Here is a 26,340-nt window from a genome sequence, read left to right on the forward strand (position 1 = left end):
TGGGCCGCAACGTGGCATTTACCTGGGTCGATTGGACGATGATCGGCATCATCGTCGTTTCCAGCCTGATCAGTCTGAGCCGAGGCTTCGTCAAGGAAGCCCTGTCCCTGCTCACCTGGATTGTCGCGGGCGCGGTCGCGTGGATGTTCGGCGGTGCGCTCGCCGAACACCTGGCTCCCTACATCCAACTGCCGTCGGGCCGCGTGATCGCGGCGTGCGCGCTGCTGTTCCTCGCCACTCTGATGCTGGGGGCGCTGGTCAATTACCTCATCAGCGAACTGGTCCGGGTCACCGGCATGTCCGGCACCGATCGGGTGCTCGGCATGGCCTTCGGCGGCGCCCGTGGCGTGTTGCTGGTGGTGCTGCTGGTCGGTCTGCTGAGCCTCGCGCCTGTCCAGCAGGACCCATGGTGGCAGCAGTCGGTGTTGCTGCCGCATTTCCTGCTGGTGGCCGACTGGTCGAAGAACATCGTTCTCAAATTCGCCGGGCAATGGTTCGCCAGTGGTCATCTGGCCCCGCCCGTCGGCATGGGGAGCTTGATCCCCGGCCAGTGATGGCAGGGGTGGGCGGCGAGGTCGCCGCCCGGAGCCGGTCCCGCGGGTCCGGCAACAACGGAATTCTGTTTAGCCTGAAACACCAACTAGGGGTTGCGTCGCATGTGTGGCATCGTCGGTATCGTGGGCAAGTCGAACGTCAATCAGTCGTTGTACGACGCACTCACCGTTCTCCAGCATCGCGGCCAGGACGCTGCCGGCATCGTTACCTGTCAGGATGACCGGCTGTACCTGCGCAAGGACAACGGCCTGGTCCGTGACGTCTTCCAGCAGCGTCACATGCAGCGCCTGGTAGGCAAGGTCGGCATCGGCCATGTGCGCTACCCGACCGCTGGCAGCTCCAGCTCGGCCGAGGCCCAGCCGTTCTACGTCAACTCGCCCTACGGCATCACCCTGGCGCACAACGGCAACCTGACCAACGTCGAGCAGCTGTCGCGCGAGATCTACGAATCCGACCTGCGCCACGTCAACACCAACTCCGACTCGGAAGTGCTGCTGAACGTCTTCGCCCACGAGCTGGCGGTGCGTAACAAGCTGCAGCCCACCGAGGAAGACGTCTTCGCCGCCGTTGCCGGCGTGCACGCCCGCTGCGTCGGCGGCTACGCCGTGGTGGCGATGATCACCGGTTACGGCATCGTCGGTTTCCGCGATCCGAACGCGATCCGCCCGATCGTCTACGGCCAGCGCCACACCGAGAACGGCGTCGAGTACATGATCGCCTCGGAAAGCGTGGCCCTGGACGTCCTCGGCTTCACCCTGATCCGCGACCTGGCTCCGGGCGAAGCGGTGTACATCACCGAGGAAGGCAAGCTGTTCACCCGCCAGTGCGCGGCCAATCCGAAGTACGCGCCGTGCATCTTCGAGCACGTCTACCTGGCCCGTCCGGACTCGATCATGGACGGCATCTCGGTCTACAAGGCGCGCCTGCGCATGGGCGAGAAGCTGGCCGAGAAGATCCTTCGCGAGCGTCCGGACCACGACATCGACGTGGTCATCCCGATCCCGGACACCAGCCGCACCTCCGCGCTGGAGCTGGCCAACCGCCTGGGCGTGAAGTTCCGCGAAGGCTTCGTGAAGAACCGCTACATCGGCCGTACCTTCATCATGCCGGGCCAGGCTGCGCGCAAGAAATCCGTGCGCCAGAAGCTCAACGCCATCGAGCTGGAATTCCGCGGCAAGAACGTGATGCTGGTCGACGACTCCATCGTCCGCGGCACCACCAGCAAGCAGATCATCCAGATGGCCCGCGAGGCCGGCGCGAAGAAGGTCTACTTCTGCTCCGCCGCCCCGGCAGTGCGCTACCCCAACGTCTACGGCATCGACATGCCGAGCGCCCACGAACTGATCGCCCATGACCGCAGCACCGAGGAAGTCGCCGAGCTGCTCGGCACCGACTGGCTGGTCTACCAGGACCTGCCGGACCTGATCGACGCGGTCGGCGGCGGCAAGATCAAGATCGAGCACTTCGACTGCGCGGTGTTCGACGGCAACTACGTGACCGGTGACGTCAACGAGGCCTACCTGAACAAGATCGAGCAGGCGCGCAACGACGCCAGCAAGGTCAAGGCTCAGGCGGTCAGCGCCATCATCGACCTGTACAACGACTGAGGGAGGCCAGGGCATGGCAAGGGAATGGGAAGCCGGTCGCCTCGATAGCGACCTGGACGATGCAGCCTTCGACACCCTGGCGGTACGTGCCGGGCAGCAGCGCACTCCGGAAGGGGAACACGGCGAAGCCCTGTTCCCTACCTCCAGCTATGTGTTCCGCAGCGCCGCCGACGCCGCCGCGCGTTTCGCCGGCGAAGTGCCGGGCAACGTCTACTCGCGCTACACCAACCCGACCGTTCGCACCTTCGAGGAGCGCATCGCCGCCCTCGAAGGCGCCGAGCAGGCGGTCGCCACTTCCACCGGCATGTCGGCCATCCTCTCGCTGGTGATGACCCACTGCAGCGCCGGCGACCACGTGCTGGTCTCGCGCAGCGTGTTCGGCTCGACCATCAGCCTGTTCGAGAAGTACTTCAAGCGCTTCGGCGTGGAAGTCGATTACCCGCCGCTGAGCGACCTCAAGGCCTGGGAAGCGGCGATCAAGCCCAACACCAAGCTGCTCTTCGTCGAGTCGCCGTCCAACCCGCTGGCCGAGTTGGTGGACATCGCCGCGCTGGCCGAAATCGCCCACGCCAAAGGCGCTCTGCTGGCTGTGGACAACTGCTTCTGCACCCCGGCGCTGCAGCAGCCGCTGAAGCTCGGCGCGGACGTGGTGATCCACTCGGCGACCAAGTACATCGACGGCCAGGGGCGCACCATGGGCGGCGTGGTTGCTGGCAGCCGCAAGCTGATGGAAGGCGTTGTCGGCTTCCTCCGCACGGCCGGCCCGACCCTCAGCCCATTCAATGCCTGGATATTCCTCAAGGGCCTGGAAACCCTGCGCGTGCGCATACAGGCGCATTGCGCCAGCGCCCAGGCGGTGGCCGAGTGGCTGGAGCAGCAGGCGGGCATCGAGCACGTCTACTACTCGGGCCTCGCCAGCCACCCGCAGCACGAGCTGGCCAAGCGGCAGCAGAAGGGCTTCGGCGCGGTAGTCAGCTTCGAGGTGAAGGGCGACAAGGCCGCAGCCTGGCGCTTCATCGATGCCACCCGGATGATTTCCATCACCACCAACCTGGGTGACACCAAGACCACCATCGCCCACCCGGCGACCACCTCCCACGGCCGCCTGTCGCCGCAGGAGCGCGCCAACGCCGGCATCCGCGACAACCTGATCCGCGTCGCGGTCGGTCTGGAAGACCTGGAAGACATCAAGAAGGACCTGGCACGAGGCCTGGCGGCACTGTGAGCGATCTCGCAACCATCATTGGCAACGGCAAGGTCGCGCTGGTAACCGGCGCGGCGCGGGGCATCGGCCTGGGCATCTGCGCCTGGCTGATCGCCGAGGGCTGGCAGGTGGTGCTGGTCGACCAGGACCGCGAACGCGGCTCGAAGGTTGCCGAGGCCCTGAGCGACAAGGCCTGGTTCATTGGCCTCGACGTATCCCAGGAAAGCCAGGTGGCGCAGGCCGTGGCGGAAGTGCTCGGCCAGTTCGGCCGGCTCGACGCGGTGGTCTGCAATGCCGCCATCGCGCGCCCGGGCGTAACGCCGCTGGAAAGCCTCACGCTGAACGAGTGGAACCGCACCCTGGCGGTCAACCTCAGCGGGCCCATGTTGCTGGCCAAGCACTGTGCGCCGTATCTGCGCGCGCACCAGGGCAGCATCGTCAATATCGCCTCGACTCGTGCGCACCAGTCCGAACGCAGTTCGGAGGCCTACGCGGCGAGCAAGGGTGGTCTATTGGCACTGACCCACGCATTGGCCGTGAGCCTTGGTCCGGAGATTCGCGTCAATGCGGTCAGCCCGGGCTGGATCGATGCACGCGACCCGAGCGAGCGCGCAGCTGTGCCGCTCACCGAGCTGGATCACGACCAGCATCCGGTCGGGCGCGTTGGCACTGTGGAGGATGTAGCCTCGCTGGTGTCCTGGTTGTTGGGCGAGAACGCCGGCTTCGTCACCGGGCAGGAGTTCGTCGTCGACGGCGGCATGACACGCAAGATGATCTACCTCGACTGAGGTCGAGGTGATGGTGAAGGAGGGCGGCCCAAGGGTCGCCCTTTTTCTTTTCCGCTGCGCTGCTTTTGCTTTGGTGGAAAAATCGCCAATCGCAGTTTTTTCAAAAAAAATTCAATCAGGGCATTGACTTAGGATCTGCCGTCGGTAGAATGCGCCCCACTTCGAGACGAAGGGTGATTAGCTCAGCTGGGAGAGCATCTGCCTTACAAGCAGAGGGTCGGCGGTTCGATCCCGTCATCACCCACCAATCTCGCAAGTTACGCGCAGCGGTAGTTCAGTCGGTTAGAATACCGGCCTGTCACGCCGGGGGTCGCGGGTTCGAGTCCCGTCCGCTGCGCCATCTTCCCCTCCTGGAGTTCACTGCCCTGAACTCAAGCAACGTCGAGTGAAAGCTCCGTGGCAACAGGAAGTTGGAAGGCTGCAACACCCTTTGGACGTCATGTCCAGCCGACGCGCAGCGGTAGTTCAGTCGGTTAGAATACCGGCCTGTCACGCCGGGGGTCGCGGGTTCGAGTCCCGTCCGCTGCGCCATATTCGAAGCCCTCAGGTAGAAATACCTGGGGGCTTTTTCATTTGCCCCGGAAAAATCCTTTCGTCTTGCCAGCGGGAGAGTGCGTCTTCCTGTCACATGATCGTTACCGAAGCTGTCTAGGCTTTTAGCCGATGCTCTGCTAAAACCGGATCAAACGGTCAGGAGAATCGGAAATGGACGACTATCAGGAAGAACTGCTCGAAGAACACCGCGCCGAAGCGGATGCGCCGGAGCCGGCCGACGACGCCACCGAGATGTGATCAGGCGCCCTGGCGCTGGGAGCGCCGGTACTCGCCCGGCGGCAGTCCGCTCCAGCGCTTGAAGGCGCGCTGGAAAGCCTCGGCCGAAGCGAAGCCAAGCAGGTAGGCGATCTCGCCGAAGGCCAGGTCGGTGTCGCGGATGTAGATCATCGCCAGGTCGCGGCGAGTCTCGTTGAGCAGGGTGCGGAACTGCGTGCCCTCTTCGGCCAGCTTGCGACGCAACGTCCAGGTCGGCAGCTTGAGTCGCGCGGCGACCTCTTCCAGGTCTGGCTCGCGGCCATTCAGCAGCGGCCCCAGCAGTTGCACCACGCGCTCGCGCAGGGTGCGCGTGCGGGTCAGCTGGTCGAGCTCCTTCTCGCAGATTTCCAGCATTTGCCGCCAGGTGCTCGGGCAATGCTCGCGGTTGCCCGCGGCCAGCGTCGGCTGGTCGAGGCGCAGGCGATTGGCTCCGGCGGAAAACTCCACCGGGCAGCCGAAGAACTCCTCGTAGCGCGCAGCGTACTCGGGCGCGGGGTATTCGATTTCCACCTTCTGCGCACGTACGGACTGGCCGGCGACGTGGCTCAGGTAGCTGAGCCAGCCGGCTAGCACCGAATCCACCACGAAGCGGTTGTAGGCGTTGTAGGGGCTGATCGAGTAGAAGCTCAGCCAGGCGCCGCCGGAATCTTCGTGCAGGCTGGAGCGGCCGCGATAGTTCTGCGCATAGAGCGGCTCGAAGTGGATCAGGGCGCGGCTGGCGGCGCGCAGGTCGGGCGCCAGGGCGGCGGTGACGCCTGCCAGGCCGACTTGCTGGATGCGGCTGAACTGGCCCATGCGCAGCCCTAGCGCGGGGTCGCCGCTGAGCTGGATGGCGGCGTGGCCCAGGCGCATGTAGCGTGGAATCGACAGGCGTCCGCCGGGCTCGGCGAAGCGCGCGGCATCAAGGCCGTATTGTTCGAGCAGTGCCTGGGGTTGCAGGCCGCAGTCGCGCAAGGCGTCGGCCAGGCCATGGACGAAGCCCACGGACAGGTCGCCGAGGCGCATGCCGCTTGGCTTCATGCTCACAGCCACAGGTTGATCAGGCGCGCGCCCGGGCCGTCTTCGGCCAGTTGGTGCGAGCTACCGCCGACCACCATGCCGGGGCCGGAGCTGCCCAGGTCCCAGAGTTGGCCGCGGAGGAATACCGTGATGCCGGCATGGGCGCCGCTGGTGCCGAGGCGGCCGGGCAGGGACAGACGCTCCCAGGCCTCGCCTTCTCTGAGTTCGCCGGGCTTGAGCTGCACGTCGGCGGGTGTCGCCGCGCCATTGTAGCCGTGCCACGGCTGGCGCCACTGATCGTTGCCGGAAAGGAAGGCCGGCACCGCGATCAGCTCCACCTTGGAAGTGGCGAGCACCGCATAGTTGATCGGATACCAGCTGTCGGCGCAGATCAGCACGCCGAGGCGGCCGGCAGGGGTTTCCAGTACTTGCAGGTTGTCGCTGTGGCCGGCGCGGATGAAGCCTTTCTCGGAGTCGACGGGGTAGACCTTGCGCTGTGGCTCGCCGAGGGGCTGGCCATCGGCGCCGAACACCAGGCTGACGTTGTACAGGCGGCCGTTGCCGGTGCGCAGCACGCCGTCCTCGACCCAGGGGTTGGGCAGGACGATGGAGCCGGCCACCAGGGTCACGCCGAATTCCCGGGCGAGGCTGCCGAAGATGCTCTGGTAGTCGTGCGCCATGTCCACCGCCTTCATGCGGAACAGGGCGTCGGCGAGGCGGTCCTGGCCCTTGGCGGAGAGCCAGCCGCGCGCCACCTTCAGCGGGTTGCTGATGGCCATCCAGCGCATGGCGTCGTTCAGGTTCGTGGCGCTGTAGACCTCGGGCTTCTCGCCGGCGGCGACCAGCCAGGTGCCGATGTGCTCGGGAAACACCACCACGGTGCGCGGGCCGAGCAGGTTCGCTTCGCGGGCCTTCTGCAGATAGGCGGCGAGTTTCAGGCGCAGGCGCGCGGCGCTCTGGTAGTCGCCGTTGAAGAGTTCGGGCTGGATGCCCAGCAGGTTGCCGCGTTCGGAGGGGGCGCCGACGTTCAGCACCACCTGGCTGCGCAGGTCGGACAGGTAGTGGCCGACCGGACGCCGTTCGGCCCAGCCGGCGTAACCGGCGAAGAGGGTGATCAGGACGAGGAAGATCAGCTTGCGCATGCGTTGCTCCGGGACTGTCCGTCAGGGTAGGGGAGACGCCGGCACTTGCCAAGTCGGGGTGTCATCTAGGATCAGTAACTTGTCATTTTCGATCATTGAGTGGGGCTCGGGTGCTGCTTAGAGTCTGCCGCATACCGACCGTGGCCCGTCCGAGGCTCCGGCATCCGTGAATCGCCATGCCTGTTGTGGAGGATCTATGACCGCCCTTTACCCGCACCTGCTCGCCCCCCTGGACCTGGGTTTCACCACCCTGCGCAACCGCACCCTGATGGGCTCGATGCACACCGGCCTGGAAGAGCGCCCGAACGGCTTCGAGCGCATGGCGGCGTACTTCGCCGAGCGCGCCCGCGGCGGCGTTGGCCTGATGGTCACCGGCGGCATCGGTCCGAACGAGGAAGGTGGCGTCTACGCTGGCGCGGCCAAGCTGACCACCCGTGAAGAGGCCGAGAAGCACAAGGTCGTCACCCAGGCGGTGCATGAAGCGGGCGGCAAGATCTGCATGCAGATCCTCCACGCCGGTCGCTATGCCTACAGCCCGAAATCCGTCGCGCCTTCGGCCATCCAGGCGCCGATCAACCCGTTCAAGCCGCGCGAGCTGGACGAGGAGGGCATCGAGAAGCAGATCCAGGACTTCGTCACCTGCTCGTCCCTGGCCCAGGAGGCCTGCTACGACGGCGTCGAGATCATGGGTTCGGAAGGCTACTTCATCAACCAGTTCCTGGTCGCCCACACCAACCAGCGCACCGACCGCTGGGGTGGCAGTTACGAGAACCGCATGCGCCTGCCGGTGGAGATCGTCCGCCGCGTGCGTGAAGCGGTAGGCCCGAACTTCATCATCATCTATCGCCTGTCGATGCTCGACCTGGTCGAGGGCGGCAGCACCTGGGACGAGATCGTCCTGCTGGCCAAGGCCATCGAGAAGGCCGGCGCCACCCTCATCAACACCGGTATCGGCTGGCACGAAGCGCGCATCCCGACCATCGCCACCAAGGTGCCGCGCGCGGCCTTCACCAAGGTCACCGCCAAGTTGCGCGGCGAGGTGGGCATCCCGCTGATCACCACCAACCGCATCAACACCCCGGAAGTGGCCGAGCAGGTGCTGGCCGAGGGCGACGCCGACATGGTTTCCATGGCCCGTCCGTTCCTCGCCGATCCGGACTTCGTCAACAAGGCCGCCGAAGGCCGCGCCGACGAGATCAACACCTGCATCGGCTGCAACCAGGCGTGCCTGGACCACACCTTCGGCGGCAAGCTCACCAGCTGCCTGGTGAACCCGCGTGCCTGCCACGAGACCGAGCTGAACTACATCCCGACCACCCAGGTGAAGAAGATCGCCGTGGTCGGCGCCGGCCCGGCCGGCCTGGCCGCTGCCACCGTGGCTGCCGAGCGTGGCCATGCCGTGACCCTGTTCGACGCTGCCGGCGAGATCGGCGGGCAGTTCAACGTGGCCAAGCGTGTGCCGGGCAAGGAAGAGTTCTACGAGACCCTGCGCTACTTCAAGCGCAAGCTGGAAACCACCGGCGTCGACGTGCGCCTGAACACCCGCGTGTCGGCGGACGACCTGGCCAAGGGCGGCTTCGACGAGATCATCCTGGCCACCGGCATCGTCCCGCGTACCCCGGCGATCCCCGGCATCGATAACGCCAAGGTGATCAGCTACCTGGACGCCATCCTCGAACGCAAGCCGGTCGGGCAGAAGGTCGCGGTGATCGGCGCCGGCGGCATCGGTTTCGACGTCTCCGAGTTCATCACCCACGGCAGCGAATCCACCAGCCTGGATCGCCACGCCTTCTGGAAGGAGTGGGGCATCGACGAGGGCCTGGAAGCCCGCGGCGGCATCGCCGGCATCAAGCCGCAGCCGCACGCCGCGGCGCGCCAGGTATTCCTGCTGCAGCGCAAGAAGTCCAAGGTCGGCGACGGCCTGGGCAAGACCACCGGCTGGATCCACCGCACCGGCCTGAAGAACAAGCAGGTGCAGATGCTCAACAGCGTCGAATACCTGAAGGTCGACGATGCCGGCCTCCACATCAGCGTCGCCGGTGGCGAAGCGCAGGTGCTGCCGGTGGATACCGTGATCGTCTGCGCCGGCCAGGAGCCGCTGCGCGAGCTGCATGACGGCCTGGTCGCCGCCGGGCAGAGCGTGCACCTGATCGGTGGCGCCGACGTTGCTGCCGAGCTGGATGCCAAGCGCGCCATCAACCAGGGCTCGCGCCTGGCGGCCGAGCTCTGATTCCGGAGGGGCGAGGGCTGCGGCCCTCGTCCCGACGGTTGGCGGCCGCCGCATGAGCGAAGCGGCGACCGCTTCACACTTTTGGTCGTGTCGTACATCCCCTTCCTACTGCCGGCGGGTCGAGTGCCAACCCAGTCACATTGCCGGCCGCCGTATTTCCCCTAGACTTGCCTCCAGCCGGGCTCCAGCCCCCTGTCAGACGCCGCCGCAAGGCGTCCTCCACTGCGTTCTCCGTACTGGCCAGAGGTCCATGCATGAGCATTCAGAAGAAGCCGCAAATGGTAGAGGCCGTGGTCTTCTTCAATGATCACGGGGTCTGCAAGCAAATGCTCTACCCGGAGTTCGAGGCTCTGCTGGACAACGTGGTGCACATCCCCGAATACGCCGACCAGCAGATGCGCCTGGCCTACGTGTTGATCAACCCGCGCCTGCTGGTCAAGGCCACCGTGTTCTTCTACCTGGACTTCGACGAGAAGGGCGAGGCCGACCGGGGCTGGAACCTGCCGCTGCGCAAGCTCGCCGAGCGCGCCGGGCGCGGGCCGGACATGGGCGCAGGGCCGATCCGCCTGGCCTGCCGCAGCCAATGCCCGGTGTCCTGGCACCAGATGCACCTGTGGGACCCGAGCCTGGTAGCGGGCAGCAACCACCTGGTGATGATGCGCGACGCCATCAAGCGCAACCAGCTCGGCATCCTGGCCGAGGAGGAGCCGGCCGTGGTGGCGCCGGAGCGCCTGCAGATGGCCGCCGAGCACCAGTGGTACGCCCCGGCCGAAGCGGCTCGCGAGGAGGCCGAGAAGCTGGCCCAGGCGATGCTCGAGGAACACCAGCAGAAGACCGCCGAGTTGCTCAGCCAGCAGGAGTCGCGGCTGTCCAGCCTCAGCCAGCAGCACCAGGACGAGGTCCAGCGCCTGCGCCTGAGCGCCGAGGAGCAATTGCAGGTCCTGCAGGCCGAGCTTTCGGCGCTGCGCCTGGGACTTTCGCGTGAAGAAGAGATCAATGCGGAGCTGCGCAAGGAGCTCGACGAGCGCCTCAGCGGCTTCCAGCGTGGGCGCGAAGAGCTCACTGCGCAGCTACGCAGTATCGAGCAACAAGGTCGCGCCGAGCTGGACGAACTGCGTGCCCAGTTCGCGGCCGAAGCCGATGCCAAGGTCGCGTCGGTCACTGCGCACTACAAGGAGCAGTTGGCCATTCGCGATGCCGAGCTGAGCTATCGCAACGAGCTGGACAAACAGCTGCAGCGGGATAACGAGTCACTGCGCCAGGAGCTTGCCGCGCAGGCCGCCAAGGCAGATGACAACGCGGCGCTGGCGCGCCTCTCCGAGCTGGGCGTGATCTTCGTCGTCTACCATCCCGGCGCCGGGCACCTGACCATTGCGCTGCAGGACATCGCCCGCTACCAGGAAAATCCCATGGCCTACGCCGCGGCCAAGTGCTTCGTCTCGGAAAGCCAGTACTGCCAGTGGCTGGCCCACTACCAGCAACCGACCTGCGACGGTCGGCTGTCCAACGGCGAGCGCTGTGCATTGCCGATCGACCGCGTGGATACCCCCGGGCGCTTCGTCGAAGGCGAAAGCAACTGCTGCAGCCGGCACAAGAATGTCGGTCGTCTGCGCGGAGTGACTTCGCGGTAGATGGCTGGCCTGCTGTTCCCCGACTGGCGGCCGCGTCCGCCGCTGCACCCCGTTCATCTGGACTGGCTCGAAGGCGCGGGCGTCGAGCTGGCGCTTCTGCGTCTGGATCAAGTCGATGCGCTGGTTTCGGGCAACAAGTGGTTCAAGCTCGCGCCCTATCTGTGTCAGGCAGCCGAGCAGGGCCTGTCCGGATTGATGAGCCTGGGCGGCGCCCATTCCAATCATTTGCACGCGCTGGCAGCCGCCGGTGCGCGATTCGGCTTCGAAACGGTCGGCCTGCTGCGCGGTAACGAGCAGGACACCCCGACCGTGCGCGACCTGCGCGAGTTCGGCATCCAACTGCACTGGCTCGGTTACGCCGGCTATCGCGAACGTCATGCCGAGGGCTTCTGGCTGCCTTGGCGGGAGCGCTATCCGCAGCTGCTGCCAGTAGACGAAGGCGGGGGCGGGCTGCCCGGTGCGCTGGGATGTGCCGATCTGCTGACTGCGCTGCGCGAGCAGCTGTCGGAGCTGGGCTGGCCCGATTACGACCAGCTCTGGGCGGCGTGCGGCACTGGCACCACCCTGGCCGGGCTGGTGTTGGGCGAGGCGGGTGCGCATCCCGTCGTCGGTGCGCTCGCGGTGCCGCCTGGGCATGGCGTCGAGGCCATGCTGCCGCGGCTGCTGACGGAGTCCGGGCACGGCGATATCGGCTACCGGTTGCTGGATGCCAGTCGTGGTGGGTTCGGCAAGGTCGATGCGCCTCTGGCGCGCTTCATGGCTGACTTCGAGAAAGGCTGCGGCGTGCCGCTGGACCCTCTCTACACAGGCAAGCTGCTGCTTGCGCTGCATGACGAAGTCGTCGCCGGGCGGGTGCCGCGAGGCAGTCGCCTGATCGCCGTGCACAGCGGCGGCTTGCAGGGGCGGCGCGCCATGGAAGAACGTTTGCGACCACTGCTTTCGTAGGAGCGAGCTTGCTCGCGAACGATGTGCCTGCGGCGGCGCTTCGCGAGCAAACTCGCTCCTACAACGCACTGGCAGCGTTAGCGGTTGTAGCCGTTGTGCACCCTGGGCCACTCGTCGCCTACGAGGAACAACCGTTCCGCCTCGTGCCAGACACCCGCGCGTTCCTCCAGGCGCACCAGCAGCTGCGGGAAGGCGTCTTCCGCAAGCGCTTCCAGCCAGGCGTCGAAGGTCGAGTCCGGCCAGCAATCCGCCGCTTCCTTGCGCGCCGGCGCCAGCCATTCGGTGCGGGGCAGGGGTTGCCAGCGGCCGCTGCCCTGGGCGCGATACAGCGGCCAGTTTCGGCGATGCAGCCAGCTGCCGCGCAGGTGCTCCGGGTTGGCGCCGTCCGGCTCTTCGCATTCTCCGGGCCAGGGATAGAAAAGGTAGCCGCCGAGCCAGAGGGCGGACTGCGCCGGCTCCGGGCTCAAGGTGCGCACCACGGCCCGTCCCTGCTCGCTGGAAGACAACGGCAACTGGTGCTCGTAGAGGTGCCGCAGCTTGTTGGACAGGCGGTCTTCCGCGCCCGGGCCGAGCCATTCGTGCGGCCCTTGGCGTGCCGGTCCGAGGTAGAGCTTGATGGCCAGCTCCAGGTGGTGCAGGCCGTCGTCGTCCTGCAGCAGCAGGTCCAGCTCGCCCAGGGTGTGGCCGTCGTCGCGCACCGCCAGGTTGGCGCCGAGCAGGCGCAGGTCCGGCGCCCGCTCCAGGGCGAATTGCCAGAGCCGCTCGTAGTAACGGCCCAGGCGCTGTTGCGGAGCGGCCTGCAGCTGGTTGACCAATGCTTCGGGCGCGCGATCCTGCTGGCGCAGCCAGTCGGCCAGGTGTTGCGGCTGGGCCAGCCAGCGACTGGCCGCCAGCGGATGGCGCTGCGGGCGATCGGTCTGGCTCAGCAGGGGCGGGGAGAGGAGTGTCCAGGCAAGGTCGCGAACCTGCGGGTGGCGCAGTTCCGCGAGCAATTCGTCAAGCAGGTCGGTGGTCGAGGTCATCTGTGCAGCCTAGCCCCTGGGTGCAGCAACCGCGCGGGTTTGCCGCTGTTCGGGGGTTTCCCCCATAATTCCATGCATTCCCGCCTTGCACCGCCGTCAGGAAGTCTCATGGAACCCTTTCGCAATATCGGCATCATCGGCCGCCTTGGCAGCACCCAGGTGCTGGAAACCATCCGCCGCCTGAAGCGCTTCCTCACCGAGCGGCACCTGCATGTGATCCTCGAGGACACCATCGCCGAAGTGCTTCCCGGCCACGGCCTGCAGACCTGCTCGCGGAAGATCATGGGCGAGATCTGCGACCTGGTCATCGTGGTCGGCGGCGACGGTAGCATGCTTGGCGCGGCGCGCGCACTGGCCCGGCACAAGGTGCCGGTGCTGGGCATCAACCGCGGCAGCCTCGGCTTCCTCACCGACATCCGCCCGGACGAACTGGAAACCAAGGTAGCCGAGGTGCTCGGCGGCCAGTACATCGTCGAGAGCCGCTTCCTGCTCGATGCCCAGGTGCGCCGCCACGGCGAGTCCATCGGCCAGGGCGACGCGCTCAACGACGTGGTCCTGCACCCGGGCAAATCGACGCGGATGATCGAGTTCGAGCTGCACATCGACGGCCAGTTCGTCTGCAGCCAGAAGGCCGACGGCCTGATCGTCGCCACCCCGACGGGCTCCACCGCCTATTCGCTGTCCGCCGGCGGGCCGATCATGCATCCCAAGCTCGATGCCATCGTCATCGTCCCCATGTACCCGCACACCCTCTCCGGCCGCCCGATCGTGGTCGACGGCAACAGCGAGCTGAAGATCGTGGTGTCGCCGAACATGCAGATCTACCCGCAGGTGTCCTGCGACGGGCAGAACCACTTCACCTGCGCCCCGGGCGACATCGTCACGGTCAGCAAGAAGCCGCACAAGCTGCGCCTGATCCACCCGATCGACCACAACTACTACGAGGTCTGCCGGACCAAGCTGGGCTGGGGCAGCCGCCTCGGGAGCAACGAGTGAGCGAACTCGACCCGGGCCGTGGCTACGACCTGATCGGCGACGTCCACGGCTGTGCACATACCCTCGACCGCCTGCTGGAGCAGATGGGCTACCGCCTGCAGGGCGGCGTGTGGCGGCATCCGCGACGCCAGGCACTGTTCCTCGGTGACCTCGTCGACCGCGGTCCGCGCATCCGCGAGGCGCTGCACCGGGTGCACGATATGGTCACCGCCGGCGAAGCCCTGTGCATCATGGGCAACCACGAGTTCAACCTGCTCGGCTGGGCCACGCCGGCAGCGCCCGGCAGCGGTCGCCAGTACGTGCGCGAGCACACGCCGCGGCACGCCCGGCTGATCCAGGAAACCCTCGACCAGTTCGAGCAGCATCCCGGCGACTGGCGCGACTTTCTCGCCTGGTTCCAGGACCTGCCGCTGTTCCTCGACGCCGGGCGCTTCCGCATGGTCCACGCCTGCTGGGATGGCGAGTTGATCGAGGCGCTACGCGAGCAATTCCCCGACGGTCGCATCGACGAGGCGTTCCTGCAGGCCTCCGCCGAGCATGGCAGCTTCGCCTACCAGGCCTGCAACCGCCTGCTGCGCGGCACCGACATGCGCCTGCCCAAGGGTCTTACGCTGACCAGCAGCGACGGCTACACCCGTGCCTTCTTCCGCACCAAGTTCTGGGAAGAGGATCGCGAGCCCGAAACCTATGGCGACATCGTCTTCCAACCCGACGCGCTGCCCGACGAGGTGGCCAGCGAGCGCCTGAGCGCAGAGCAGAAGTCCTCGCTGCTGAGCTACGGCGCCGACCAGCCGCTGCTGTTCGTCGGCCACTACTGGCGACGCGGCACGCCGGCGCCGATCCGTCCGAACCTGGCCTGCCTGGACTACAGCGCGGTCATGTACGGCAAGCTGGTGGCCTATCGGTTGGACCAGGAAACGCGCCTGCAGCGCGACAAATTCGTCTGGGTGGATGTGAAACGTCCTGAGGAGGACCAGTGACCGCAGTGGTAGCCATGCGCCTGCCGTTGAGCGAGGACTTGGCCGGTTTCGTCGGCCTGCTGCAGCGTTTGAATGTGCCCTTCCGAGTTAGCGAGGAATCCGGCGAGCAGGTGCTCTGGGTACCCAATGAGGAGCTCGCCGAGCAGGTGCGCAGCCTCTACCAGCGCTATCCCCAGGGCGATCCCGAGTTGACGGCGCCGGCCTGGAAGCCGCAGCGCGGCCCCGGTTTCCTCGAACAGCTGCGCCTGAGCAAGATGACCGCGGCGGTGCTGCTGGTGACCTTCGTGGTTGCTGCCGTTACGCTGCTCGGCGCCAACCCGGCGACCCTGCGCTGGTTCACCTTCCAGGACTTCCAACTGGTCGGCAGCGACCACGTGATGTTCATTCCGCTGGTCGACGGCCTGGCCGCAGGGCAGTGGTGGCGCCTGCTGACGCCGATGCTGCTGCACTTCGGCTGGCTGCACCTGGCGATGAACGCCATGTGGTACTGGGAGCTGGGCCGGCGCATCGAGTACCGCCAGGGCGGCCTGATGCTGCTGGGCCTGAGCCTGGGTGTCGGCCTGGTGTCCAACGTCGTGCAGTACATGGTCTCCGGGCCGAGCCTGTTCGGCGGATTGTCCGGCGTGCTCTACGGCCTGCTCGGGCACTGCTGGATCTTCCAGCTGCTGGCGCCGACCCCGGCCTACCGCCTGCCCAAGGGCGTGGTGGGGATGATGCTGATCTGGTTGCTGGTGTGCCTGTCGGGCGTCATCGACCTGCTCGGCTTCGGCTCCATTGCCAATGGCGCGCACGTGGGCGGACTGGTGGTCGGCTGCGCGACCGGCGCACTGGGCGGGCTGCTGGCTCGCCGCAAGGGGATGTGACGGGGCGGCCTAGGATGGCGTTGAGCGAAGCGAAACCCATCCTACGAATATCCAAGAGCACCGTCTGACCTGCGCCCGTGCGCCGAAGCGCCCGGCCCGGTAGAATGCCGGCTTTGCCCTACAGCAGGAGTCGGCCCATGTCGTCCTTCGCCGAAATGATCCAGAACATCACCCCCGAGCTCTACGAGAGCCTCAAGCTCGCCGTGGAGATCGGCAAGTGGCCTGACGGCCGCAAGCTGACCCAGGAGCAGAAGGAGCTGTCGCTGCAGGCGGTGATCGCCTGGGAGCTGAAGAACCTCCCGGAAGACCAGCGCACCGGCTACATGGGCCCGCAGGAGTGCGCCTCGCACGCCGAGCCGATCCCGAACATCCTCTTCTCGACCAACACCCTGCACTGATGCAGGAGCTTGGACGCGGCGCCCTGAGCAAGATGTCGGCGCGCCTTGAAAGCCTCGTGCAGTACGCCTTCCGCCTCGGCGAGGCGGAAGTTCCGGTCAACCCCCTGCTCGGCAAGACGATTCGCCTGGAGTTCCTCGGCGAGATCAACTGCTGCCATTGCGGACGCAAGACCAAGAAGAGCTTCAGCCAGGGCTACTGCTACCCGTGCTTCACCAAGCTGGCGCAGTGCGACAGCTGCATCATGAGCCCGGAGAAGTGCCACTACGACGAAGGCACCTGCCGTGAGCCGGAGTGGGGCGAACGCTTCTGCATGACCGACCACGTGGTCTACCTGGCCAACTCCTCGGGCGTGAAGGTGGGCATCACCCGCGCCAGCCAGGTGCCGACCCGCTGGATCGACCAGGGCGCGCGCCAGGCCCTGCCGATCATGCGCGTGGCCACCCGGCAGCAGTCCGGCTTCGTCGAGGACGTGCTGCGCAGCCAGGTGACCGATCGCACCAACTGGCGCGCCCTGCTCAAGGGCGAAGCCGAGGCCCTGGACCTGGTGGCGATCCGCGAGCAGCTCTTCGACCAGTGCGCCGAAGGCATCATGGCGCTGCAGCAGCGCTTCGGGCTGCAGGCCATCCAGCCGGTGAGCGACATCGAACCCATCGAGATCGCCTACCCGGTGCAGGCCTATCCGGCGAAGATCGCCAGCCTCGATCTGGACAAGACGCCGGTGGTGGAGGGTACCCTGCAAGGCATCAAGGGCCAGTACCTGATCCTCGACACCGGCGTCATCAACATCCGCAAATACACGGCCTACCAGCTCGCCGTGAGTGCTTAACTTGTTCTCCCGGCCGGCGCGATCCGCCGGCCGCCTGCCAAGGGGCCACGAGCCATGCGTACCGAGCAACCGAAAGTCATCTACCTCAAGGATTATCAGGCGCCCGAGTACCTGATCGACGAGACCAACCTGACCTTCGAGCTGTACGAGGACCACACCCTGGTCCACGCCCAGCTGGTCATGCGCCGCAACCCGGAGCGCGGCGAGGGCCTGCCGCCGCTGGTGCTCGATGGCCAGCAGCTGGAGCTGCTGTCGCTGGCGCTGGACGACCGCGCCCTGCAGCCGGGCGACTACCAGCTGGACGACAGCCACCTGACCCTGCAGCCGACCGCCAAGCAGTTCACCGTCGACAGCACCGTGCGCATCCACCCGGAAAGCAACACCGCGCTGGAAGGCCTGTACAAGTCCGGCAAGATGTTCTGCACCCAGTGCGAGGCCGAAGGCTTCCGCAAGATCACCTACTACCTCGACCGCCCGGACGTGATGAGCAGCTTCACCACCACCGTCTCGGCCGAACAGCACAAGTACCCGGTGCTGCTCTCCAACGGCAATCCGGTGGCCAGCGGATCGGAAGAGGGCGGCCGCCACTGGGCGACCTGGCAGGACCCGTTCAAGAAGCCGGCCTACCTGTTCGCCCTGGTCGCGGGCGACCTCTGGGCGGTGGAAGACAGCTTCACCACCATGAGCGATCGCGAAGTCGCCCTGCGCATCTACGTCGAGCCGGAAAACATCGACAAGTGCCAGCACGCCATGGACAGCCTGAAGAAGTCCATGCGCTGGGACGAGAAGGTCTACGGCCGCGAATACGACCTGGACATCTTCATGATCGTTGCGGTCAACGACTTCAACATGGGCGCCATGGAGAACAAGGGGCTCAACATCTTCAACTCCAGCTGCGTGCTGGCCAAGGCCGAGACCGCCACCGACGCCGCGCACCAGCGCGTCGAAGGCGTGGTGGCCCACGAGTACTTCCACAACTGGTCGGGCAACCGCGTGACCTGCCGCGACTGGTTCCAGCTGTCGCTCAAGGAAGGCTTCACCGTCTACCGCGACGCCGAGTTCTCCGCCGACATGAACTCGCGCACCGTCAAGCGCGTCGAGGACGTGGCCTTCCTGCGCACCAACCAGTTCGCCGAGGACGCCGGCCCCATGGCGCACCCGGTGCGCCCGGATTCCTTCATCGAGATCTCCAACTTCTACACCCTGACCGTCTACGAGAAGGGCTCGGAAGTGGTGCGGATGATCCACACCCTGCTGGGCGCCGAAGGCTTCCGCAAGGGCAGCGACCTGTACTTCGAGCGCCATGACGGCCAGGCCGTGACCTGCGACGACTTCGTCAAGGCCATGGAAGACGCCAACGGCGTCGACCTGACCCAGTTCAAGCGCTGGTACAGCCAGTCCGGCACCCCGCGCCTGGCGGTGGAAGAGGCCTTCGACGCGGCCGCGCAGACCTACACCCTGACCTTCCGCCAGAGCTGCCCGCCGACCCCGGGGCAGAAGGACAAGCAACCCTTCGTCATCCCGGTGGAAATGGGCCTGCTGGACAAGCTGGGCAACCCGCTGCCGCTGCGCCTGCAGGGCGAGGAACACGCCCACGGCAGCAACCGTGTGCTGCAGGTGACCGAGGCCGAGCAGTCCTTCACCTTCGTCGGCCTCGCCGAAAAGCCGCTGCCGTCGCTGCTGCGTGGTTTCTCCGCGCCGGTGAAGCTGAGCTTCCCCTACGACCGCGACCAGCTGATGTTCCTCATGCAGCACGACGAGGACGGCTTCAACCGTTGGGAAGCCGGCCAGCAGCTCTCGGTGCAGGTGCTCCAGGAAATGATCGGCCAGCACCAGCGCGGTGAGCAGTTGGTCCTCGACGAGCGCCTCATCGCGGCCTTCCGCACCCTGCTGCAGGACAACGCGCTGGACCAGGCGATGGTCGCCGAGATGCTCTCGCTGCCCAGCGAGGCGTACCTCACCGAGCTGAGCGAGGAGGCCGACGTCGAGGCCATCCACGCCGCCCGCGAGTTCGCCCGCCAGCGCATCGCCGAGACCCTGCACGAGCCGCTGTGGCAGCGTTACCAGGCCAACCGCGAAGCCTCGCGCAAGACCCCGTACGTGGCCGAGGCCGAGCAGATCGCCCGCCGCAGCCTGCAGAACATCGCGCTGTCCTACCTGATGCTCAGCGGCAAGCAGGAAGTGCTGGCCGCGTGCCTGGAGCAGTACGAATCCTGCGACAACATGACCGAGCGTCTTACCGCCCTGGCGGTGCTGGTCAACTCGCAGTTCGAGTCGGAGAAGGCCAAGGGCCTGGAGATGTTCGCCGACTACTTCAAGGACGATCCGCTGGTCATGGACCAGTGGTTCAGCGTGCAGGCCGGTTGCACCCTGCCGTGCGGCCTGGAGCGCGTGCAGGCGCTGATGGCGCATCCGGCCTTCACCCTGAAGAACCCGAACAAGATCCGTGCACTGATCGGCGCCTTCGCCAACCAGAACCTGGTCAACTTCCACCGTGCCGACGGGGCGGGCTACCGCTTCCTGGCCGACCAGGTGATCACCCTCAACGCGCTCAACCCGCAGATCGCCTCGCGCCTGCTCGGCCCGCTGACCCGCTGGCGCAAGTACGCGCCGGCCCGGCAGGCGCAGATGCGCGGCGAGCTGGAACGCATCCTGGCGTCCGGCGAGCTGTCCAGCGACGTCTACGAGGTGGTCAGCAAGAGCCTCGCCTGACCCTCGGCGAGCCTTGCCAAAGGTGTTACCAGCCCAGCTGGTAACACCTTTTTTGTTACCTGTGGAAATTACAGGCCACTCTTTCCAGCACCTGATGGAATAACCCCAGCGCGAGAGCGTGCCTGGGGGAAAGTCCGCTCGCGCCATGCCGATGCACCGATCGGGCAAGAAAACCGGCAACTGGTCAATGGCTGATCAGTCACGCTCCGTGCTCCTCTCGAGAACTCCCCTGTAGCCCCGAACGCGCCGCTCTGGCATCGGGGTTGCAACGCGCCTGCCGGATCGCCGCGCGGGGGAAAAGGGCGCGGCTGATCGACGACAACAAGGCCGTGGAGCAAACGGTCGCCAGGCGTCCGCCGTGACGCCGCCGCCAACGATGATCAGTCATGGAGTGTGTTCGATGCGTGTTTCTTCCCGCCCTGCGTCGCTGCGTTTCGCCGCCGTGCGCGCCGGATTCGCCCTGGCCGGCCTGGTGCCGCTGCTGCTGGCCGGACAGGCCGCCGCCATGGAGTTCAAAGTGCTCGACAACCAGGTCAGCGGCTCCCTGGACACCACGCTGTCCTACGGCACGCTGTGGCGGGTGCAGGGGCAGGACAAGAACAACAACGACATCAACAGCAACGACGGCAACCGCAACTTCGACACCGGCCTGGTCTCGGAGGTGTACAAGATCACCTCCGACCTGCAGGCCAACTACAACAACTACGGCCTGTTCGTGCGCGGTCTGGCGTTCTACGACACGCAGATCATGGACAAGCGCAACGACTACTACGACAACAACCAGCCGCCGCAGCCGAGCCAGAGCTACCCCTACAACGACCGCTTCACCGGCGATACCCGCGACAACGCCGGCAACGGCATGGAAATCCTCGACGCCTATGTGTCCGGCAGCTGGGACCTGGGCGAGATGCCGCTCTCCGCGCGCCTGGGTCGCCAGGTGTTCAACTGGGGCGAGGGCCTGTTCTACCGGGGCGGCGTGAACACCACCAACCCGGTGAACGCCTCGGCCTTCCACCTGCCCGGCTCGGAGCTGAAGGAAGTGCTGATGCCGGTGGAGGCGGTGAGCTTCAACCTCGGCCTCACCGACAATCTGTCGATGGACACCTTCTATCAATGGAACTGGAAGGAAACCAAGCTCGACCCGGCCGGCACCTTCTTCTCCGAGACCGACCTCTTCGCCGACGGCGGCAACACCGCCTACACCACGGTTTCGGCGCTGTCGAACCCGCTGTTCCAGAGCCTCTATCCGCAACTCTCGGCGGCCCACGTCGGCGGCCTGCAGGGTACCTCCTACCTGGACTCCAACGGCATCTTCAAGGTTGCCAGCATCGGCAAGGACATCAACGCCAAGGACGACGGCCAGTTCGGCGTGGCCTTCCGCTACCTGGCCGAGCAACTCAACTCCACCGAATTCGGCTTCTATTTCGTCAACTACCACGCCAAGGAGCCGAGCATCTCGGCACACCTGAACCCGTCCTACGCGGGCCTGAACGTCGACCAGTTGGCCGGACTCGGCGGCTTCTCTTCCTATGACCAGCTGATGGCCGCAGCCAACGGCGGCAATGCCGGTGCGCAGCAGGTGCTGGGGCTGGTCAACGGCGCCGCTGCAGTCGACGTGGCCAACCAGGTCACCGCGCAGCGCGAGTACCTGGAAAACATCCGCATGTACGGCCTGAGCTTCAACACCACTGTGGGCAACGCCTCGCTGTTCGGTGAAGTCGCCTATCGGCCGAACCTGCCGATCGGCATCGCCACCACCAACGACCTGCTCGGCGACCTGCTCAACCAGGCCGCCGCCCTGGCCAGCGGCAAGACCGTCAACATCGGTGGCAAGCCGGTGGCGCTCAACAGCGAGATCCACAACTACGAGCGGGTCGAGGCGTTCAACAGCTCGCTGGGCACCATCTACAACTTCGGCCCGGGGCTGAGCTTCGACTCGCTGATGGGCGTTGCCGAGATCGCCGCCGAGCAGCTGCGCGGCAGCAGCCTGAAGTACACCGCCTACGACGGCTCGGTGCGCTACTACTCCAGTCGCGCCAACTCCGCCTACGTCTCCGGCTACGACCGCGCCGACCAGGTCGACCGCAATGCCTACGGCTACACCTTGCTCATGTCGGGCACCTGGAACGACGTGTACGCCGGCATCAACGTCTCGCCCTACGTGGTCTATCGCGACGACTTCCAGGGCAACTCCTACCAGACCGGCAACTTCATCGAAGGTCGCCAGGCCTACACCCTGGGCCTGAAGGCGACCTACCTGAACAGCCTGGAAGGGGAGATCCAGTACACCGACTTCTACGGTGCCGGACAGAACAACGCCACCCGCGACCGCGACAACGTCGGTGTCAGCGTCAAGTACTCCTTCTGATCCTCCGCCAGCGGTCCCGCACACGCGGGGCCGCTGCGCACTCCCGACGACCGTTGCCTGTCAAGCAACAATCCGACTGCCCGCATTTGTGTCTTCCCGCCCCGAGATGCTCCCCTAAAACACTTCGAGTGTTACCGTCAGTAGCTTTTTACGATCTGTTGTAACCCGCGTGGTACCTGGCCTGTAGCCATTTCTCATGCTTTGGGATGAGCGTGCCGATGCTTAACAAAAGATAACGCGCGGTTAATTGTCAGCCTCGGGAAAGGCTGGCTATATAGCGATCACTCCATATCCGCCTGTAATAAAAAGAAGAGGTATAGGCATATGCGTGAGCCCCTGTGGCACGCCATGAGCGAAGGGTCCGTCCGCGCGACCAAGCGTTCTCCTTCCTCGCTGCGCACGACCCTGTCGATGCTCGGCGCTCTCTCCCTGATGCTGATCGCCAACGTCCCGTTGCATGCCAACGCGGCGACGGAAAATTCTTCCGACGGCTACGCCATCGCTTCGGCCAAAGCCTCCAGCTCGCTGATCCTCAGCCTGGCGCATGCCGGCAAGCGGCTCGTTGCCGTCGGCGATCGCGGGCACATCCTCTATTCCGATGACAACGGTCAGAGCTGGACCCAGGCCAAGGTGCCGACCCAGCAGATGCTGACCGCGGTGTTCTTCATCGACGAGAAGAAGGGCTGGGCGGTCGGCCACGACTCGCAGATCCTCGCCACCGAAGACGGCGGCAGCACCTGGACCCGTCAGTTCGAAGACCTCAATCGTCAGGCTCCGCTGCTGGATGTCTGGTTCCAGGACGCGAGCCACGGCGTGGCCGTGGGCGCCTATGGCGCCATGCTGGAAACCCACGACGGCGGCAAGAGCTGGGAAGACATCAGCGAGCGCGTGAGCAACGAGGACCAACTGCACCTCAACGGCATCACCGCGGTGAAGGATTCCGGCCTGCTGGTAGTCGGCGAGTCCGGGGTGATCTTCCGTTCCAAGGACTGGGGCACCACCTGGGAGAAAGTCCAGGGCCCCTACGAGGGTTCGCTGTTCGGCGCCGTGGGCACCAACCAGGCCGGCACCGTGCTGGTCTACGGCCTGCGGGGCCACCTGTTCCGCTCCGCCGATTTCGGCGAGCACTGGCAACAGGTCGCGCTGCCGGTCTCCGGTGACGGCAACCTCGAATTCGGTCTTTCCGAAGGTTCGCTCCTGCCTGACGGCAGCATCGCCGTCGTCGGCAACGGCGGCAGCGTGCTGCTGAGCAAGGACGACGGCCAGACCTTCAGCATCTTCAACCGTCCTGACCGACTGGCGCTGTCCGGCGTCGTCGCTGCCGGCAACGGCAACCTGGTACTGGGCGGGCAGGGCGGTATCCACCTGGCTTCGGCGACCGGCGCCGAGCTGACAGAACAACAATAAGCCGGGGAGCGGAAATGAACGCTGTGAACTCACATCATCAAGACAAGGCGACTCTGCTCGAACGCCTGATCTTCAACAACCGCCCGATCGTAATCGCACTCTGCATGCTGGTGACCCTGTTCCTCGCCTTCCAGGCGACTCAGGTGCGTCCGTCCACCAGCTTCGAGAAGATGATCCCGCTCAAGCACCCGTTCATCCAGAACATGCTGGCGCACATCAACGACCTGTCGAACCTCGGCAACACCGTGCGCATCTCCGTCGAGGCGGTGAACGGCGACATCTTCACCAAGGAGTACATGGACACCCTGCGTCAGATCCACGACGAGGTGTTCTACATTCCTGGCGTCGACCGCTCCGGCCTGAAGTCGCTGTGGAGCCCGAGCGTGCGCTGGACCGAGGTGACCGAGGAAGGCTTCGCCGGTGGCGAGGTGATCCCGCAGACTTATGACGGTTCGGCCAAGGCCCTGGAAAAGCTGCGCGACAACGTGCTCAAGTCCGGGCAGATCGGCCGCCTGGTGGCGAACAACTTCAAGTCGAGCATCGTCGACGTGCCGCTGCTGGAGGTCTACCCGGATCCGAAGGACCAGTCCAAGCTGCTCAAGCTGGACTACCGCCAGTTCTCCCATGAACTGGAAGAGAAGATCCGCGACAAGTACCAGGTGCAGAACCCCAACGTGAAGATCCACATCACCGGCTTCGCCAAGAAGGTCGGTGACCTGATCGACGGCCTGGTCATGGTGGTGGGCTTCTTCGGCATCTGCTTCGTCATCACCCTGGTGCTGCTGCTGTGGTTCACCAAGTGCATGCGCTCGACCATCGCGGTGCTCTCGACCACGCTGGTGGCGGTGATCTGGCAGCTCGGCCTGCTGCACACCATCGGCTTCGGGCTGGACCCCTACTCGATGCTGGTGCCCTTCCTGATCTTCGCCATCGGCATCTCCCACGGGGTGCAGAAGATCAACGGCATCGCCCTGCAGTCCAGTGACGCGGAAACCCCGCTGCTGGCCGCGCGCCGCACCTTCCGCCAGCTGTTCCTGCCCGGCATGATCGCCATCCTGGCGGACGCCGTGGGCTTCATCACCCTGCTGGTGATCGACATCGGCGTGATCCGCGAGCTGGCCATCGGCGCGTCCATCGGCGTGGCGGTGATCGTCTTCACCAACCTGATCCTGCTGCCGGTCGCGATCTCCTACATCGGCATCAGCAAGCGCGCCGTCGACCGCAGCAAGCGCGACGCGGTCCGCGACCATCCGTTCTGGCGCCTGCTGTCGAACTTCGCCAACTCCAAGGTGGCCCCGGTCTCCATCCTCATCGCCCTGGCCATGTTCGCCGGCGGCATGTGGCAAGGCCATCACCTGAAGATCGGCGACCTCGACCAGGGGGCGCCGGAGCTGCGTCCGGACTCGCGCTACAACCTGGACAACGACTTCATCATCCGCAACTACTCGACCAGCTCCGACGTGCTGGTGGTGATGGTCGAGTCCGCGGCTGAAGGCTGCTCGTCGTACCAGACCCTGAATGCCATCGACGCCCTGTCGTGGAAGCTGGAAAACACCGAAGGCGTGCAGTCGGCGATTTCCCTGGTCACCGTCTCCAAGCAGGTGATCAAGGGCATGAACGAAGGCAACCTGAAGTGGGAAACCCTGTCCCGCAACAAGGACGTGCTGAACAACTCGATCAGCCGTGCCGACGGCCTGTACAACAGCAGCTGCTCCCTGGCGCCCCTGCTGGTGTTCCTCAACGACCACAAGGCCGAGACCCTCGACCGCGCGGTCAAGGCGGTGCAGGACTTCGCCAAGGACCACGAGAAGGACGACCTGAAGTTCAAGCTCGCTGCGGGTAACGCCGGTATCGAGGCGGCCACCAACGAGGTGATCAAGCAGTCCGAACTGACCATCCTGATCCTGGTGTACATCTGCGTGGCGGTGATGTGCCTGATCACCTTCCGCTCCTTCGCCGCGACCCTGTGCATCGTCCTGCCGCTGATCCTCACCTCGGTGCTGGGCAACGCGCTGATGGCGACCCTGGGCATCGGCGTGAAGGTCGCGACCCTGCCGGTGATCGCCCTCGGCGTGGGGATCGGCGTGGACTACGGGATCTACATCTACACCCGCCTGGAGTCCTTCCTGCGCATGGGCCTGAGCCTGCAGGAGGCCTACTACGAGACCCTGAAGTCCACCGGCAAGGCCGTGCTCTTCACCGGCCTGTGCCTGGCCATCGGCGTGGCCACCTGGATCTTCTCGGCGATCAAGTTCCAGGCCGACATGGGGCTGATGCTGACCTTCATGCTCCTGTGGAACATGTTTGGCGCGCTCTGGCTGCTGCCGGCCCTGGCCCGCTTCCTGATCAATCCGGAGAAGGTGCGGACCAAGAAGGCCTCGATCCTGGTGCACTGATCGAAAGGCGTTCCCCGCAAGAAGAAACCGCGGCCCTCGGGCCGCGGTTTTTTATGGGGAATCGGTAGTGCGCAGCCGTCCCCTGAAGGAGCGAGCTTGATCGCGAACCCCGCCAGCTTTCAGGTAGAAGCGACTGTCTTCTGGGCTATTCCCTTTCGGGCCAGCGCAAGCGCCATTCGCGATGGAGCCGCGTCCGCGTTCGCGGGAGTGACAGAATCAGGATTCGATTTTTCCCGCGTCATCCTCGCGAACGCGGGACAGCGCTTGCGCTGAACGCGCTTTAGCGCGGCCCGAAGGTCGAGCGGAGCGAGTCACCCAGTAAGCAACGTTGCAGTAGACCTTTTGCGCGACTCGCGCGCATGGCGCGCTCCTGCAGGGTGGGCGCGGCACGGGGCTTCGCGGATGAATCCGTTCCAACAGGATGGCGCTGAGCGGCTTTCTCTCCCATCGGGGAGAGGGG

General features: G+C 65.7%; 19 protein-coding genes and 3 tRNA genes. 19 read left to right on the top strand and 3 right to left on the bottom strand.

All coding sequences use genetic code 11. The features are described from left to right. Positions 1-11: 11 nt before the first annotated feature. The 7 genes from ACA097_RS22335 to ACA097_RS22365 all read left to right on the top strand — a co-directional run bounded on the left by ACA097_RS22335 (position 12) and on the right by ACA097_RS22365 (position 4,685). On the top strand, positions 12-554 hold the full coding sequence (locus ACA097_RS22335) for a CvpA family protein (protein WP_156958048.1): 543 nt from the start codon (positions 12-14) through the stop codon (positions 552-554). A gap of 102 nt (positions 555-656) precedes the next feature. Continuing rightward, positions 657-2,162 (top strand): amidophosphoribosyltransferase, encoded by a 1,506-nt coding sequence (purF, locus tag ACA097_RS22340; protein WP_371366073.1) that lies wholly within the window; start codon positions 657-659, stop codon positions 2,160-2,162. A 13-nt stretch (positions 2,163-2,175) separates the two neighbouring features. Then, positions 2,176-3,387: an O-succinylhomoserine sulfhydrylase gene (locus tag ACA097_RS22345; protein ID WP_371366075.1), complete on the top strand. Its 1,212-nt coding sequence runs from the start codon at positions 2,176-2,178 to the stop codon at positions 3,385-3,387. Between the two features lie 14 nt (positions 3,388-3,401). Further along, positions 3,402-4,154 carry an SDR family oxidoreductase gene (locus tag ACA097_RS22350; protein WP_371370560.1) on the top strand — a complete coding sequence of 251 codons (753 nt, stop codon included), beginning with the start codon at positions 3,402-3,404 and terminating at the stop codon, positions 4,152-4,154. Positions 4,155-4,325: 171 nt separating this feature from the next. After that, a tRNA-Val gene (locus ACA097_RS22355) sits at positions 4,326-4,401 on the top strand. Between the two features lie 16 nt (positions 4,402-4,417). After that, positions 4,418-4,494, top strand: a tRNA-Asp gene (locus tag ACA097_RS22360). Positions 4,495-4,608: 114 nt separating this feature from the next. Beyond that, positions 4,609-4,685 (top strand) — tRNA-Asp (locus tag ACA097_RS22365). Between the two features lie 261 nt (positions 4,686-4,946). Here the strand turns inward: ACA097_RS22365 and ACA097_RS22370 are convergent. Together ACA097_RS22370 and ACA097_RS22375 are read right to left on the bottom strand one after the other, a co-directional pair. Continuing rightward, complete coding sequence (locus ACA097_RS22370) at positions 4,947-5,984, bottom strand: AraC family transcriptional regulator (protein WP_371366077.1); 1,038 nt, start codon at positions 5,982-5,984, stop codon at positions 4,947-4,949. A 2-nt stretch (positions 5,985-5,986) separates the two neighbouring features. Beyond that, positions 5,987-7,105 carry a carbon-nitrogen hydrolase family protein gene (locus ACA097_RS22375; protein WP_371366079.1) on the bottom strand — a complete coding sequence of 373 codons (1,119 nt, stop codon included), beginning with the start codon at positions 7,103-7,105 and terminating at the stop codon, positions 5,987-5,989. A 196-nt stretch (positions 7,106-7,301) separates the two neighbouring features. Between ACA097_RS22375 and ACA097_RS22380 the strand changes: the two genes are divergently transcribed. From ACA097_RS22380 to ACA097_RS22390, 3 genes are all read left to right on the top strand, one after another. After that, the gene (locus ACA097_RS22380; protein WP_371366081.1) at positions 7,302-9,335 is read left to right on the top strand and encodes an FAD-dependent oxidoreductase; all 2,034 of its coding nucleotides are present in this window, start codon (positions 7,302-7,304) and stop codon (positions 9,333-9,335) included. A 254-nt stretch (positions 9,336-9,589) separates the two neighbouring features. Beyond that, a complete protein-coding gene (locus ACA097_RS22385) occupies positions 9,590-10,966 on the top strand; it encodes a hypothetical protein (RefSeq protein WP_043253543.1) in 1,377 nt (458 codons plus the stop codon). Beyond that, on the top strand, positions 10,967-11,911 hold the full coding sequence (locus tag ACA097_RS22390) for a 1-aminocyclopropane-1-carboxylate deaminase/D-cysteine desulfhydrase (RefSeq protein WP_371366084.1): 945 nt from the start codon (positions 10,967-10,969) through the stop codon (positions 11,909-11,911). A gap of 77 nt (positions 11,912-11,988) precedes the next feature. Here ACA097_RS22390 and ACA097_RS22395 read toward each other — a convergent pair whose 3' ends face one another. Further along, positions 11,989-12,933 (bottom strand): DUF1853 family protein, encoded by a 945-nt coding sequence (locus ACA097_RS22395; protein WP_371366086.1) that lies wholly within the window; start codon positions 12,931-12,933, stop codon positions 11,989-11,991. A gap of 108 nt (positions 12,934-13,041) precedes the next feature. Here ACA097_RS22395 and ACA097_RS22400 point away from each other — a divergent pair, with 108 nt between their 5' ends. The 9 genes from ACA097_RS22400 (at position 13,042) to ACA097_RS22440 (ending at position 25,880) form a co-directional block, all read left to right on the top strand. Next, positions 13,042-13,929, top strand: coding sequence for an NAD(+) kinase (locus tag ACA097_RS22400; RefSeq protein WP_043253541.1), 888 nt, complete (start codon positions 13,042-13,044; stop codon positions 13,927-13,929). Further along, positions 13,926-14,909: a metallophosphoesterase gene (locus tag ACA097_RS22405; RefSeq protein ID WP_043253540.1), complete on the top strand. Its 984-nt coding sequence runs from the start codon at positions 13,926-13,928 to the stop codon at positions 14,907-14,909. Before ACA097_RS22400 ends, ACA097_RS22405 begins: the two co-directional genes overlap by 4 nt. A 14-nt stretch (positions 14,910-14,923) precedes the next feature. Beyond that, positions 14,924-15,772: a rhomboid family intramembrane serine protease gene (locus tag ACA097_RS22410; protein WP_371370561.1), complete on the top strand. Its 849-nt coding sequence runs from the start codon at positions 14,924-14,926 to the stop codon at positions 15,770-15,772. A gap of 137 nt (positions 15,773-15,909) precedes the next feature. After that, complete coding sequence (locus ACA097_RS22415; RefSeq protein ID WP_160287758.1) at positions 15,910-16,170, top strand: YeaC family protein; 261 nt, start codon at positions 15,910-15,912, stop codon at positions 16,168-16,170. Next, positions 16,170-16,997 (top strand): DUF2797 domain-containing protein, encoded by an 828-nt coding sequence (locus tag ACA097_RS22420; protein WP_371366088.1) that lies wholly within the window; start codon positions 16,170-16,172, stop codon positions 16,995-16,997. Before ACA097_RS22415 ends, ACA097_RS22420 begins: the two co-directional genes overlap by 1 nt. Positions 16,998-17,051: 54 nt before the next feature. Then, positions 17,052-19,709 (top strand): aminopeptidase N, encoded by a 2,658-nt coding sequence (gene pepN, locus ACA097_RS22425; RefSeq protein WP_371366090.1) that lies wholly within the window; start codon positions 17,052-17,054, stop codon positions 19,707-19,709. Positions 19,710-20,109: 400 nt separating this feature from the next. After that, a complete protein-coding gene (locus tag ACA097_RS22430) occupies positions 20,110-22,077 on the top strand; it encodes a DUF1302 domain-containing protein (RefSeq protein WP_371366092.1) in 1,968 nt (655 codons plus the stop codon). 324 nt (positions 22,078-22,401) lie between these two features. After that, positions 22,402-23,484: a WD40/YVTN/BNR-like repeat-containing protein gene (locus ACA097_RS22435; protein ID WP_371366094.1), complete on the top strand. Its 1,083-nt coding sequence runs from the start codon at positions 22,402-22,404 to the stop codon at positions 23,482-23,484. A 14-nt stretch (positions 23,485-23,498) separates the two neighbouring features. Further along, entirely contained in the window at positions 23,499-25,880 is a 2,382-nt protein-coding gene (locus tag ACA097_RS22440; RefSeq protein WP_371366096.1) for an RND family transporter, read from the top strand. Positions 25,881-26,340 lie beyond the last annotated feature (460 nt).

This window comes from Pseudomonas sp. QL9 (assembly GCF_041409665.1).
Classification (GTDB): domain Bacteria; phylum Pseudomonadota; class Gammaproteobacteria; order Pseudomonadales; family Pseudomonadaceae; genus Pseudomonas; species Pseudomonas knackmussii.